The 13,083-nt window shown below is 72.5% G+C and carries 11 protein-coding genes; 3 read left to right on the top strand and 8 right to left on the bottom strand.

The genetic code is table 11. From position 1 onward, the window contains the following. Positions 1 to 131: 131 nt before the first annotated feature. Positions 132 to 740 carry a VTT domain-containing protein gene (locus AB0B85_RS24020; RefSeq protein ID WP_357410858.1) on the bottom strand — a complete coding sequence of 203 codons (609 nt, stop codon included), beginning with the start codon at positions 738 to 740 and terminating at the stop codon, positions 132 to 134. 101 nt (positions 741 to 841) lie between these two features. Next, positions 842 to 1,537: a 50S ribosomal protein L11 methyltransferase gene (locus AB0B85_RS24015; protein ID WP_357410864.1), complete on the bottom strand. Its 696-nt coding sequence runs from the start codon at positions 1,535 to 1,537 to the stop codon at positions 842 to 844. 181 nt (positions 1,538 to 1,718) lie between these two features. Here AB0B85_RS24015 and AB0B85_RS24010 point away from each other — a divergent pair, with 181 nt between their 5' ends. Then, the gene (locus tag AB0B85_RS24010) at positions 1,719 to 1,922 is read left to right on the top strand and encodes a cold-shock protein (protein ID WP_007462771.1); all 204 of its coding nucleotides are present in this window, start codon (positions 1,719 to 1,721) and stop codon (positions 1,920 to 1,922) included. A gap of 49 nt (positions 1,923 to 1,971) precedes the next feature. Here AB0B85_RS24010 and AB0B85_RS24005 read toward each other — a convergent pair whose 3' ends face one another. From AB0B85_RS24005 to AB0B85_RS23985, 5 genes are all read right to left on the bottom strand, one after another. After that, the gene (locus AB0B85_RS24005; protein ID WP_357410856.1) at positions 1,972 to 3,252 is read right to left on the bottom strand and encodes an MFS transporter; all 1,281 of its coding nucleotides are present in this window, start codon (positions 3,250 to 3,252) and stop codon (positions 1,972 to 1,974) included. Then, entirely contained in the window at positions 3,249 to 3,824 is a 576-nt protein-coding gene (locus AB0B85_RS24000) for a metalloregulator ArsR/SmtB family transcription factor (protein ID WP_357410854.1), read from the bottom strand. The genes AB0B85_RS24005 and AB0B85_RS24000 overlap by 4 nt, the downstream gene beginning before the upstream one ends. A gap of 107 nt (positions 3,825 to 3,931) precedes the next feature. Then, entirely contained in the window at positions 3,932 to 4,804 is an 873-nt protein-coding gene (locus tag AB0B85_RS23995) for a hypothetical protein (protein ID WP_357410852.1), read from the bottom strand. 161 nt (positions 4,805 to 4,965) lie between these two features. Beyond that, positions 4,966 to 6,648: a CocE/NonD family hydrolase gene (locus AB0B85_RS23990; RefSeq protein ID WP_357410850.1), complete on the bottom strand. Its 1,683-nt coding sequence runs from the start codon at positions 6,646 to 6,648 to the stop codon at positions 4,966 to 4,968. A gap of 3 nt (positions 6,649 to 6,651) precedes the next feature. Next, entirely contained in the window at positions 6,652 to 7,167 is a 516-nt protein-coding gene (locus tag AB0B85_RS23985) for a MarR family transcriptional regulator (RefSeq protein ID WP_357410848.1), read from the bottom strand. 123 nt (positions 7,168 to 7,290) lie between these two features. On the opposite strand from AB0B85_RS23985, the gene AB0B85_RS23980 reads away from it, so the two are divergent. After that, the gene (locus AB0B85_RS23980) at positions 7,291 to 9,417 is read left to right on the top strand and encodes an efflux RND transporter permease subunit (protein WP_357410846.1); all 2,127 of its coding nucleotides are present in this window, start codon (positions 7,291 to 7,293) and stop codon (positions 9,415 to 9,417) included. A 128-nt stretch (positions 9,418 to 9,545) separates the two neighbouring features. Here the strand turns inward: AB0B85_RS23980 and AB0B85_RS23975 are convergent, their stop codons facing one another. Next, positions 9,546 to 10,955: a DedA family protein gene (locus tag AB0B85_RS23975; protein WP_357410844.1), complete on the bottom strand. Its 1,410-nt coding sequence runs from the start codon at positions 10,953 to 10,955 to the stop codon at positions 9,546 to 9,548. A 133-nt stretch (positions 10,956 to 11,088) separates the two neighbouring features. On the opposite strand from AB0B85_RS23975, the gene typA reads away from it, so the two are divergent. Continuing rightward, a complete protein-coding gene (typA, locus tag AB0B85_RS23970) occupies positions 11,089 to 12,957 on the top strand; it encodes a translational GTPase TypA (RefSeq protein WP_357410842.1) in 1,869 nt (622 codons plus the stop codon). The last annotated feature ends 126 nt before the right edge of the window (positions 12,958 to 13,083 follow it).

The raw sequence follows: 13,083 nt of genomic DNA, 5'->3' as shown, positions 1-13,083 counted from the left end.
GGGGGGGGGGGCGGGCCCCGGCCCCGGGCCGCGCCGCAGCCCGAGGCGCCGCGGGCGGCGCCCCCCCCCCCCCCCCCCGCCCCCGCACCGCAACCACCGACCCACCGCACCGCAGCGCAGCGCCGGCACCCTCAGCCAGCCACCGCGAACAACCGCCGCCGCGCCCCCAGCAGCACGACGGAGGCCAGCACCATCCCGACTCCCATGGTCACCAACAGCGGACTGGGGTGCCCCGGGAGCAGCCCGGCAAGCGATCGGGACGCGGTGCCCAGCGCGAGGTAGAGACCGGCCCAGGCGGTGGCGCCGAGCGCCGCGCAGCCGAGGAATCGCCGGTACGACATCCGTAGCCCGCCGGCGGCCAGCGGCAGCAGCGCGTTGAACACGGGCAGGAACGGCGCGACGACCATCATCCGACCGCCGCCGCGACGCAGGATCCCCTCCGCGGCGGCCCAGCGCGACTCGCCGATCCAGCCGCCGATCCGGCTGTGTCGCAGCCGGTCGGCGTAGCGGCGGCCGATCAGGAAGCTCAGCGACCAGCCGGCGAGGCAGCCGACAAGCACCGCGGCGAAGGTCGCCAGCCCGGTGGTCGGGCGGCCCACGCCGACGGCGGCCAGGATCGCCACGTCGCCGGGGACCAGGACACCCAGCAGGGGTACGGCGTCGAAGAGCATGACGAGGCCGAGCGCACCCATCAGCAGCAGAACGGGTAGTTCGCCGATCTGTGCCAGCCATTGCGTCATGCCTCGTACGGTATGGCCGCCGCACCACTGCGGGCATCCGGTTTCAGCCCCCAGGCCCCCCTGGTATCGGTCTCGGGGTCGTCCCTGAGTGGCGTCCGCACTCAACTGGGTCGCAGCACCTGCACCCGGCGTAGCGACGAGTCGACAGACGGTTCGGTGGTGGGCACCGGATAGTCGGCCAGGACCGTCAGGCGGTCCGCCGGCAGGTGTCCCCGGCCGGGGTCGCCGACAAGCACCTCGGCGCCGTTGGCGGCGGCGCGCTGCAGGAAGGGCAGCATCTTCTCGGCCATCGCCCGGTCGTAGAAGACGTCCCCGGCGACCACCAGGTCGGCGTCGACGTCGGGGTTGTCGAGCAGGTCGTCGCCTGTGACGTCGACGGCTACCCGGTTGGCCCGCGCGTTGAGGGTGACGGCGGCGACGGCGTACGGGTCGATGTCGTTGGCGACCACCTCCGCGGCACCGGCGAGCGCGGCGGCGATGGCCACCAGGCCCGACCCGGCGGCGAGGTCGAGCACCCGTCGGCCGGCGACCAGCTCCGGGTGGTCCAGGAGGTGGCGGGCCAGGGCCTGGCCGCCGGCCCAGGCGGACGCCCAGTACGGGGCGGGCAGGGCGTGCCCGGCGACGGCCTCCATCCGGGCCCACCAGACGATCGCGTCCTCGGCCAGGTACAGCCGCACCTCGGGAACGAACGGGGTGCGCACCAACCGGAGCCGATCCAGACCGGCACCGGGCGCGTCGACCTCGCGCTCCAGTTCGGTCAGCACGTCGGCTGCGGCACCCCTCATCGGCGCAAGCATGCCCCAGCGGCGGGTGGTCGGGGCAGGTTTCACCTGCCGGCACGCGAAGTTCACCCGACTTCCCCAGAAGACCTACGGCACTTCGGCCAGCGGATCGGGGTTTCGCCCGTTACTGTCGGACAGGTACGGGCGATCAACGGCCAGAGGCCGCGGGTCAGCCGCTTTGAACAGGGAGAGATGCATGGCAACCGGCACGGTTAAGTGGTTCAACTCGGAAAAGGGCTTCGGTTTCATCGAGCAGGACGGTGGAGGGCCGGACGTGTTCGTCCACTACTCCGCCATCGCCTCGAGCGGCTACCGGGAGCTCAACGAGGGCCAGAAGGTCGAGTTCGAGGTGACCCAGGGGCAGAAGGGTCCGCAGGCGGACAACGTCCGCCCGATGTAGCTCCGTGCCGGTGACGGCGGCCGGTCTTCCGGCCGCCGTCGCAGCGCACTCAAGACGCCGCCGGGGCGGCGGGCAGGTCCCGCCGCCTCCGGATTGGCCCGATCAACAGAATCAACGGGGTGAGCGCCAACCAGGCGATCATCACGAATATTGCCGTTCCGACGCCGTAGCGCGCGCCGATCGCACCGGCCAGCAGGGCCGCCAGCGGGATCGTGCCGTAGTTGAGCAGCTGCATGCTCACCGTCACCCGGCCCAGCACGTGATGCGGCGTGTAGGTCTGCCGGAAGGCGCCCTTGACGACGTTGCCGATGGCCACGCCGAGGCCGATCAGCAGACCTCCGAGGGCTGGAAAGGCCAGCCCGATGCCGGGCGCGGCGAGCGGGATGAGCAGTGCCGGCGGGCCGGTGAACGCCGCCCCGATCAGCAGCGCCCGCGCGGTGCCGCAGCGCCGGCCCAGCGTGGTGGCGAGCAACGCCCCGATGATCCCTCCGGCGCTCATCGCGGCGATCAGGACGCCCACCAGGCCCGGTTCGAGACGCAACTCACGGACCAGGAAGACCACCAGGACGGCCTGGTAGCCGGTCAGCCCGATGTTGCTGGCCGCGCCGAAGACGGTCAGCACCCGCAGGTACGGGTCTCGGGCGACGAAGCGCAGCCCCTCGGCGATGTCGCGGCGCAGTGACCGGGACTGGTCCACTCGGCGGACGCGCGGTTCGACGGTGCGGATCCGCAGCAGGCACACCGCGGAGACCAGGAAGCTGATCGCGTCCAGCAGCAGAGCGGTGACCGCACCGATGAGCTGGGCGATCAGACCTGCGACGCCGGGGCCGACGACATAGCTCGCAGTCTGGGCGGCGTGCAGCTTCGCGTTGCCCTCCGGCAGTTGCTCGGGCCGCAGCAGCACCGGCAGGTACACCTGGTCGGCTGTTTCGAAGAAGACCCGGGCCACGCCGGCGCTGAGTGCCACCAGCAGCAGGTGCCAGACGGTGAGCCGGCCCAGCACGGCGGCCAGTGGGACGCTGAGGAAGGCCAGTGCGCAGAACAGGTCGCACACCACCATCACCGACCGTCGGGGCAGCCGGTCCACCCAGGCGCCGGCCGGCAGGCCGATCAGCAGCCACGGCAGCCAGGCCGCTGCGGTGAGCACCGCCACCTGGAAGGTGCTGGCGTCGAGCACGGCGACCGCGACCAGCGGCAGCGCGACGGTGGTGACGTTGCTGCCGACGCTGCTGATTGCCTGGCCGGCCCAGAGTAGCCGGAAATCGCGGTGCCGCAGCAGCCCGCCGCGTGGACGTACCGACCCCGGGTCGGTACGGGTGGCCGCGGTCACGGCCGGGCCGGAATTCCGTGGGCGAACACGAACACGGGCTGTCGTTCGTGTTCGTCCTCGGGCGGCGGCCGGTCGGCCCAGCGGGCCAGTAGGTCGGCCACGTCGCGGCTCAACTCGAGCAGTTCGGCCGGGGTCAGGTGCAGCCATCTGTCGGTGGAGAACGGGCCGTCGTGCCAGGCGGCGTGCGCCGATTCGTCGGCGGCGTGCCAGGCTCGGGCCAGGGCGACGTGCCGGTCCAGGTTGAGCGAGGTGGCGGCGTCGGCGACCGCGCGGGCGGCCGGGTCGGCGTCGAAGTCGGTGTTGGACCAGCGCACCCCTCGGGTGACCAGCCGCCACCACCGCTCGCGCCGGTCCCGGGCCAGCTCGGGGGCTTCGGTGACCAGGTCCGCGGCGGCGAGGACCTTGAGGTGGTGGCTGACGTTCGCCGGTGCCTGGTCGGTGCGTTCGGCGAGCAGACCTACGGTCGAGGGCCCGTGCACCTTGAGCACGTCCATCAGGCGGCGACGCAGTGGGTGGGCCATGGCGGCCAGCACCCGCGAGTCGGTGATCTGGCGCACGTCGGGACTCTCCATGCGGCCCAGGATGCCATTGGCAAGAGGTGTTGCGCAATAGGTATTGCCCAATGGTTGTTGCGGAATTGACGGAGGGGCGGCCCGGCGGCTACGGGCCGCCCCTCCGCTCAGGCGACCAGCCGGCGGGCCAGCTCGTCGGCGACCTGTTTGGCGATGGTGGGCGGAATCGCCGCGGCGATCTTCTCCGGCGTCAGCGCGGCCAGCACGCCCTGGACGATCGCCTCCTCGTCGGTGAAGTCCTTGAGGGCCAGCGCCTTGAGCGCGGCCTGCAGGTCGGTGAGCTGCTTCGTCATCGACTGCAGGTTCCAGTTGCCGGTCACCGGGGCCCCGGTGTCGTCCCGGCCCTCCGCCATCCGGGTGTAGATCTGTCCGATCGGGTTGCGGCCGTCCAGCACCGTGAGGTTCTTGTGGACGGTGGCCAGCCAGTTGTGCTCTTCGGGGGTCATGTCGTCGTCCTCCAGGAGTCCGATGGAGCTGAGGTAGCGCTGGAACAACGGCCGCTGGTCGCGGCCCGCCTTCGTGGCGTCGCGGAAGAAGCTGAAGTGGGTGTGCCAACGGTGCGAACTGTCACCGGTGCTGCGCTTGCCGAGGCGGTCCCACCGCTTCACGGTCTTGCCGTCGGGGCTGTAAATGATCTCCCGGATGTCCCGGGTGTCTGCCGCGTTCGCGGCGCACTGGGCCACGCACCAGACCGAGAAGCTGGCCAGGGTGTGCGTACGACCACCGGAGCGGACGTCGAACCCGCCGACGTCGAGCGCCGCCGCGTCCAGGGTCAGGCCGGCCCGGTCCCGGGGTGACTCGACCACCGAGTAGTCGTTCGTGACCACCCGGTCCGAGCCGCAGTGATAACCGCCGCGGTGGGACGGGTCGCCGACGATGCCGACCTCCGCCGGCTCCAGATCGTCCGGGCCGGGGGCGTTGTCGAGGTGAGTGAGGAGCAGGCTTCGGAGGGCCAACAGATTAGCCGGGGCCCGGGTCATGGGGTCCCCCTCTCAACTGGGGCGGGGACCGGGCACGGCCGTCACACCGCGTACGCGGTGGTGGGCTTGGGGCAAGCCCGGTCTGCTTGCTGCACGGCGCCGGGCGTTGACTCCACCATAGCCCGCGTTTCCGGTAAATGCCCAGCTCAGGACGCGTCTGTTCAGATAGGAGACGAGGCCGGGGCAGAGTGGACGATCGGCAGCAGCAACGCCGAGGGATGCGCCGGGTCGTGCAGGACCTGCTGCCAACCGGCACGCAGCGTCACCGCCGTACCGAGGGGTTCACCGGTGCCGGGGTTGCGCGCCCACCGCGGATGGGCGCCACCGGCGACCTGCACCCGCAGTCGGTGCCCGGTGCCGAAGCGGTACGCGGTCGGCCAGAGCGCCACCGGGACCCGCCGCACCCCTGACGAGTCGGCGGGGAAGCGGTCGGGTGTCACCCGCACCAGACCGTCGCAGACGTTCCACGATCGACCACGCCGGTCCACATCGCACAGCCGCACGAAGACGTCCAGGTGCGGCAGCTCACCACGGACGTGGATCTCGGCGCGGACCGGGCCGATCACCTCGACCGGCCCGGTCAGCGGGGCACTGGTGTAGGTGAGCACGTCGCGGCGGGCTTCGACCTGCTGGTTGTCCACCGGGCCGGCGCGCTTGCCGACGAGCAGCGGCCCGCCCAGCGAGGGCGTGGGGTCCGCCGGGTCGTACCGGAACTCGTCGGGCGGCGACTCGATCGGCGGACGTACCGCCAGCTCGGCGCCGGGATGCAGGTGCCAGGCGGTCTCGACGGTCGGCGGTGGCCAGTCCGGCAGGTCCCGCCAGCCGCCGCCGGGACCACCCACGTGCAACCGGACCGGGGCGGACCCGGCGCGAGCTGGTCGTTGGCCGGCCGGTGGCGCGGCGGCCAGGTGCTCGTCGAGCCAGGCCAGTCCCTCCCGCAGGGCAGCCACGAACAGCCCGGGGCTGCCGTGGGTCCAGGGACCGATCACGAGGCGGGGCCGCGCGCCGGCGGCGCGCAGCGTGGCGTGGTCGTCGAGCTGGGCGGGCAGGAAGATGTCGTGCCAACCGGTGACCATGACCACCGGCGCCCGCACCTCGGCCACCCGGTCGGCGAAGACGCGCTCGCGCCAGTACGCCGCCGCCGGGGTGTGGTGGCGCAGCCACTCCTGAAAGAACGGAATTGTCACGCCGGTGGCCACCCGGTCGGCATCGGCGAGCGGCAGGTGCGCCAGCCCGGCGGCCAACCGGGGCTGGCCACGCTTGAGCTCGTACTGCCGGGCCAGCCACGGCACGGTCTGCGCGTGCAGCAGCTCCGCCCAGGTCAGCACGGTGTCCAGGGCGAAGGACTCCCCCGCGTACGTCGAATCGCGGGTGGCCGAGGCGGTCACCACCGCGACCATCGCGTGCAACTCGTCGCCGGCGTCGGCGGCCAGTGCCCACTGCGCGAAACCCTGGTAGCTGATCCCGAACATGCCGAGCCGGCCGGACCACCAGGGCTGGCGCCGCAGCCAGTCCAGGGTGTCGACGCCGTCGGCGCGCTCGTGCACAAGCGGCGCGAACGTGCCACCGGAGCCGCCGGTGCCCCGACAGGCCTGGATCACCGCGTGGCGGCCCCGCGCGGCGAGCAGCCGGCCGAGCAGCCGCAGCGGTCCGCCCCGCCCGTAGGGGGTGCGGATCAGCACGGTCGGCGCGTCAGGCACCGCCGGGGCGTAGTGATCGGTACGCAGCACCACACCGTCGCGGGTCCGGACCGGGATGTCGCGGGTGACCCGCACCGGGCCGGGCCGGCTCGGTGGCAGCCGCAGCAAGACGGCGGCGACCCGGGTGAGCAGGCGGCCCGGCATGGCTCAGTCCGCCGGTTCGCGGGGAGGCTCGGGCCGGGCGGAGCGCACCGCGTCCCGGTGCCCCCGCAGCGACTCGCTCATCTCCGTCATGAACCGGTGCACGACCTCCAGCTCGTCGTCGTCGAAGCGGGCCATCACCGCGTCGGTACGCGCGCCCAGCGGCTGGAAGAACCGCATGGCCAGGGCCGCTCCCTGGTCGGCGTAGTGCAGCAGCACCTTGCGCCGGTCGGCGGTGTCCCGGTCCCGGCGGATGTGACCGGCCCGCTCCAGCCGGTCGATCAGGGCGGTGACCGAGCCGGAGGAGAGGTTGAGCTGCTCACCGAGGCGGCCCGGGGTGATCGGGGCACCGACCAGCTCGGCGTCCATCACCGCGATCAGGGCCTGCAGGTCGGTCGGGTTGAGGCCGTGCAGGTTGGCGAAGGCGTGACCGACCTGTTGGGCGTCGACCGTGTATCGCCGGAGGTTGTTGGTGATCTCCGCGACCAGCTGCTCGCGGCGCGTGGCACGTCGCCGGTACATGCCGTGTGTCGCCACCTTGCGCCGCTCTCCCCATCGTCGGTTCGCCAGGTTGCAGCATAGAGCAGCCGCCGATAATCTCGGTTATCAAGATACTCGACTGCCGAAAGATTTTGGGGTCAGCTGATGTCTCTGTTCACCAGGGTCGCTCGCGGCCGACTGGCCGCCTGGCTCACCGTGGCCGCGGCGATCGTCGTCGGCGCGGTCGTCTTCGGCACGCCCCAACCGGACAACCCGGCCCCGGTCTCGGCCACCGGGTTGTCGGTGCAGTGGCAGTCGACCCAGGTGGAGCGCCTGCAGGAGCAGTTGCCGTCGAGCGAGGTCCAGCCGGCCATCGTGGTGGTGAGTCGAGGCGACGGCGGCGCGCTGAGCGAGGCCGACCGGGCCACCGTCACCGCCCGCTCCGGCGACCTGGGCCGCTTCGCGGTAGGCGGGCGGGTCAGCCCTGCGCAGCTCTCTCCGGACGGGGCTGTCGCGCTTGTCGCAGTGCCTGTCGACACGAGCGGTGGTCAGGACAAGGTCACCGACACCGTCGATCAGCTGCGCGCCGCGCTTGCCGACCTGCCCGGCGGGCTGACCGCCGAGGTGACCGGCGCACCGGCCTTCACCGCCGACCTGTCCTCGGTGTTCGACGGGGCCGACATCACCCTGCTCGCGGTGACCGCCGCCGTGGTGGCGCTGCTGTTGCTGATCACCTACCGCAGCCCGTTCCTGTGGATCGTCCCGCTGGTAGTGGTCGCCGCGACCGAGCAGCTCACCCTGCGCGCGGTCGACGCCATCGTGCCGGCCGTCGGCATCAACCTCCAGCAGGGCCAGGTGACCGGCATCGCCAGCGTGCTGGTCTTCGGCGCCGCCACCGACTACGCCCTGCTGCTCATCGCCCGCTACCGGGAGGAGTTGGGGCGTACGCAGGACCGGTACGCGGCGATGCGCGCCGCGTTGCGCCGGACCGCCGAGCCCATCCTCGCCAGCGGCGGCACCGTGGTGCTCGGCGTGCTCACCCTGCTGCTCAGCGAGCAGGAGACGAATCGGGCACTCGCCGTGGCCTGCGCCACAGGGGTGGTCTTCGCCATGCTCTCGGCGCTGTTCGTGCTCCCCGCCGTGCTGGTGCTGCTCGGTCGTGGCCTGTTCTGGCCGTTCGTGCCCCGCGTCGGTGGCCCGGTCCGGGAGGGCCGGCTCTGGGGTCGGCTCGGCACCGCCGTGCAGCGCCGTCCGGTGGTGGTCGCGGTGCTGGCCACCCTGCTGCTCGGTGGCCTGGCGCTGGGCGGCCTCGGGATCCGCACCGGCCTGTCCGAGACCGAACAGTTCCGGGTGAAGCCCGAGGCGGTCACCGGGGCGCAGACCCTGGCCCGGGCATTCCCCGCCGGCAGCACCCAGCCGGTGGCCGTGCTCACCAACCCGGCGGCGGCACGGGCGGTCACCGAGGCCGCCACCGCCGTGCCCGGGGTCGCCTCGGCCCGCCCCGGTGACGCCGGTGCCGCCGTCGCCCAGGTCGACGTCGTCCTGGACGCCGAACCCGGCACCACCGCCTCGGACCGCGCGATCGAGGCGCTGCGCGAGCGGGTCGCCGCGGTGCCCGATTCCGCCCCGCCGGCCGCTGCCGGCGCCGACCGGCCAGCCGGAGCGATCGTCGGCGGCTCCGTGGCCGCCACGTACGACTCCGACGAGGCCAACGACCGCGACCTGCGACTGATCCTGCCGATCATCCTGCTGCTCGTCGGTGCCGTGCTGGTGCTGCTGCTCCGCGGCCTGCTCGCACCGCTGCTGCTGGTGCTCACCGTTATCGCGTCGTTCTTCGCCAGCCTCGGCGCGGCGTGGTTGCTCTTCGACCACGTGCTGGGCTTCCCCGCCCTGGACAGCGGTGTGCTGCTGCTCGCGTTCGTGTTCCTGGTGGCGCTCGGGGTGGACTACAACATCTTCCTGGTCACCCGGGCCCGGGAGGACGCGCGTGGCGCGGGCACCCGCGACGGGATGCTCTCCGCGCTGCGGGTCACCGGCGGGGTGATCACCAGCGCCGGGGTGCTGCTCGCCGCGGTCTTCGCCGTGCTCGGCGTGCTGCCACTGATCACGCTGACCCAGATCGGCATCATCGTCTGCATCGGCGTACTGCTCGACACCCTGCTGGTCCGCACCGTCCTCGTGCCGGCACTGGCGTTCCTGCTCGGCGACCGCTTCTGGTGGCCCGGACGGATCACCCCGGAGCACCAGGCGGACGCTGCGGCGACGCCGGAGCCGGTCGCCGCCCGCGACTGACCGGCACGCGCGCGGGGCCGGGCCGCCAGCGGCCCGGCCCCGCGCGGGTCAGTAACCCCGGCAGACGCACTCGGTCATCAGTGCCCGCACGTCTCCCCCGGATGACGGTGGTCACGCCCTAACGAGGCTCAACCGGGCGTCGATGCCCCCGGCGAAGGCGTGCGCGCCTGGTCGTCCGGCTGCGGGAGATCACCCACGGCCCGGTCCCGGGTGGCCCAGGCAACGATGAAGACCACAGTCCAGAGCACCCCGAGCAGCACCGCCGCGGCTGTCCCACTCGCCGTGTCCAGCCCGAGGTAGAGCCGTGCGCCGCCGATCCCGAGCATCCCCGCGGCGGCGGCCGTCCACGCGGCCACCGCCACCGGCCAGCGGGCACTGCGCGACACCAGCCAGGCCAGCGTGCAGAAGCTCGCCGCGACCACGGCGTTCTGGGTGGAGAGCGGGGCCACCTCGCCGCCGCCCGGTGTGCTGCCGTGCGCACCTGTCACCTCGGCGGCCACGGCCAACACCACGAGCGGCACGAACGCACCCACAGTGCCGACCACACTGAGCAGGTCCGCCCGCCAGGGTCGGCTGCGCCAGGCCAGCACCGCCGCCACCAACCCCACCAGCGCGATCAACACCGACCCGCGGACCACCGACACCACGACCCGGGTGGCTTCGGCGGCGTCGGGGGTACGCCGGGCGGCGAACCACCCCGCGATGGCATCGTCCAGCGCGGCCAACCCGCTGTTGCGGATCACCACGGCGAGCAGGCCGGCGATGGCGAGCCCGGCGGCGAAGAGCAGCAGCAGCCCGGCGGCCAGATTGAGCAGCAGTGTCCAGGCCGGCCCGATCCGCATGGCCACCAGGAAGAACAGCACCCCGTAGCGGGCGGTGAGCCAACGCACCGGGGGTAGCGCGCCGGCCCGGGACAGCAGCGCGCGCACCGGGTCCGGGTTGCGGCCCAGCCACCGGCCGACGAGCACGACGCCCAGCAGGCCGGCCAGCAGCAGCAGCGCCACGCCGGTGGCCCGACCGAGCAGCCGGGAGACAGTGTCGTACGACTCACCGGCGAGATGACCGAGCAGGACCGAGCCGCCCACCCAGGTCGCCACCCCGGCCAGGTTCCACGGTGCGAACCGCCGGTACGGCATTCCGGCCGCCCCGGCCAGCCGGGGCACCAGGGTGCGGGCGAAGGCCACCCAGCGGGCCGCGAACACACCCCGCCCACCCAGGCGGGCGAGCATGGCATCGGCCCTGGCCCACCGCTCGGGACCGACCCGGTGACCCAGCCCGGCGCGCAGCCGGGGCCCGTAGCGCCGGCCGGCGCGGAAGGCCAGCCCGTCACCGAGGACCGCCGCGACGATCATCGCGAGCAACGCCGGTCCGAGCCGCAAGGTACCGTTGTAGGTGAGGAAGCCGACGAGCAGCAGGGTAGCCTCACCCGGCACGAGCAGGCCGAAGATCACCGCGGTCTCGCCCGCCACGATCAGCGCGGCGACCAGGTAGATCCAGAGGGCGGGCAGACTCTGCACCCAGGTCAGCAGGTCGTGCACTCAGGCCCCCGGAACACGGGAGTCAGCATGCCAGCCGGCGGAACCACCGGCACAGCAGTTTCACCATAGATCAGGGGCACCTGGGGGTGACCCCGACGCGGCCTGCGCGAGCGCAGGCGGAAGGATAGAGGGTATGCAGCTTCGCACCGACCTCCGCAACGTCGCCATCATCGCTCACGTCGACCACGGCAAGACCACGCTGGTCGACGCCATGTTGCGGCAGGCCGGGGCGTACGGCGCCCGGGGCGAGAACACCGAGCGGGTGATGGACTCGGGTGACCTGGAGCGGGAAAAGGGCATCACGATCCTGGCCAAGAACACCGGCGTGCGTTACCTGCCGGCGGACGGCTCCGACCCGGTCACCATCAACATCATCGACACCCCCGGCCACGCCGACTTCGGTGGTGAGGTGGAGCGCGGCCTGACCATGGTCGACGGCGTGGTGCTGCTCGTCGACGCCAGTGAGGGCCCGCTGCCGCAGACCCGCTTCGTGCTGCGCAAGGCCCTGCGGGCCCGGATGCCGATCATCCTGGTGATCAACAAGGTGGACCGCCCCGACGCCCGGATCAAGGAGGTCGTGGACGACACCTACGAGCTCTTCCTCGACCTGGACGCCGACGAGGAGCAGATCGACTTCCCGATCGTCTACGCCTGCGCCCGCGACGGCATCGCCTCGCTGACCCAGCCCGCCGACGGTTCGGTGCCGGACGACAGCACCTCCCTGGAGCCGCTGTTCCGCACCCTGCTGGACACCATCCCGGCCCCCGCGTACGAGGACGGGGCGCCGTTGCAGGCGCACGTGACGAACCTCGACGCCTCGCCGTTCCTCGGCCGGCTGGCGCTGTGCCGGGTCCGGCAGGGCACGATCAGCAAGGGTCAGACGGTGGCCTGGTGCCGCACCGACGGCAGCACCCAGCGGGTCCGCATCTCCGAGATGCTGATGACCGAGGGCCTGGAGCGCAAGCCGGCCGAGACGGCCGGCCCCGGCGACATCATCGCCGTTGCGGGCATTCCCGAGATCATGATCGGTGAGACGCTCGCCGACATCGACAACCCGGTCGCGCTGCCACTGATCACCGTCGACGAGCCGGCCATCTCGATGACCATCGGCACCAACACCTCGCCGCTCGTCGGCCGGGTCAAGGGCTCCAAGGTCACCGCGCGGATGGTCAAGGACCGGCTCGACAAGGAGCTGATCGGCAACGTGTCGCTGCGGGTGCTGCCCACCGAGCGGCCGGACGCCTGGGAGGTGCAGGGCCGTGGTGAGCTGGCGCTGGCCATCCTTGTCGAGCAGATGCGCCGGGAGAGCTACGAGCTGACCGTCGGCAAGCCACAGGTGGTCACCCGGGAGATCGACGGCAAGACCTGCGAGCCGGTCGAGCGGCTGACCATCGACGCCCCGGAGGAATACCTGGGCGCGATCACCCAACTCCTCGCCACCCGCAAGGGCCGGATGGAGCAGCTGGTCAACCACGGCACCGGCTGGATCCGGATGGAGTGGCTCGTTCCGGCGCGCGGCCTGATCGGTTTCCGCACCGAGTTCCTCACCGACACCCGGGGCACCGGCATCCTGCACCACGTCTTCGAGTCGTACGAGCCGTGGTTCGGTGAGCTGCGCACCCGCAACAACGGTTCGCTCGTCGCCGACCGGGCCGGCGCGGTCACCGCCTTCGCGATGATCAACCTGCAGGAGCGCGGTCAGCTCTTCGTCGAGCCGACCACCGAGGTGTACGAGGGCATGATCGTCGGAGAGAACTCCCGCTCCGACGACATGGACGTCAACATCACCAAGGAGAAGAAGCTCACCAACATGCGGGCGTCGACCTCCGACGAGACGGAGAAGCTGATCCCGCCGCGCAAGCTCTCGCTGGAGCAGGCCCTGGAGTTCTGCCGCGAGGACGAGTGCGTCGAGGTCACCCCGACCGCGGTGCGCATCCGCAAGGTGGTGCTCGACCAGCAGCAGCGCGGCCGCGCCGCCGCCCGCCGCAAGCACGCCGGCTGACCACAGCAGCACCCGACACCTGGCGCGGGGGGCCGCAGCGGGGCGGGCGGCCGGCGCGGGTGGGCGCGCGGGTGCGCGCCCGCACCCCGCCCCCCGAGGGGGGACGCGGGGCGAACCAGGCCGGCC

Source organism: Micromonospora sp. NPDC049044, assembly GCF_040649215.1.
Classification (GTDB): Bacteria; Actinomycetota; Actinomycetes; order Mycobacteriales; family Micromonosporaceae; genus Micromonospora.
This window is presented reverse-complemented; position numbering and strand designations above follow the sequence as displayed.

Coding starts and splice junctions, on each gene's coding strand:
- AB0B85_RS23990 (WP_357410850.1), bottom strand. CDS start 6,648: ATGCCGGGCCGCCTGCTCACCCGGGTCGCCGCCGTCTTGCTGCGGCTG.
- AB0B85_RS23985 (WP_357410848.1), bottom strand. CDS start 7,167: ATGTACCGGCGACGTGCCACGCGCCGCGAGCAGCTGGTCGCGGAGATC.
- AB0B85_RS24020 (WP_357410858.1), bottom strand. CDS start 740: ATGACGCAATGGCTGGCACAGATCGGCGAACTACCCGTTCTGCTGCTG.
- typA (WP_357410842.1), top strand. CDS start 11,089: ATGCAGCTTCGCACCGACCTCCGCAACGTCGCCATCATCGCTCACGTC.
- AB0B85_RS23995 (WP_357410852.1), bottom strand. CDS start 4,804: ATGACCCGGGCCCCGGCTAATCTGTTGGCCCTCCGAAGCCTGCTCCTC.
- AB0B85_RS24015 (WP_357410864.1), bottom strand. CDS start 1,537: ATGCTTGCGCCGATGAGGGGTGCCGCAGCCGACGTGCTGACCGAACTG.
- AB0B85_RS24010 (WP_007462771.1), top strand. CDS start 1,719: ATGGCAACCGGCACGGTTAAGTGGTTCAACTCGGAAAAGGGCTTCGGT.
- AB0B85_RS23980 (WP_357410846.1), top strand. CDS start 7,291: ATGTCTCTGTTCACCAGGGTCGCTCGCGGCCGACTGGCCGCCTGGCTC.
- AB0B85_RS24000 (WP_357410854.1), bottom strand. CDS start 3,824: ATGGAGAGTCCCGACGTGCGCCAGATCACCGACTCGCGGGTGCTGGCC.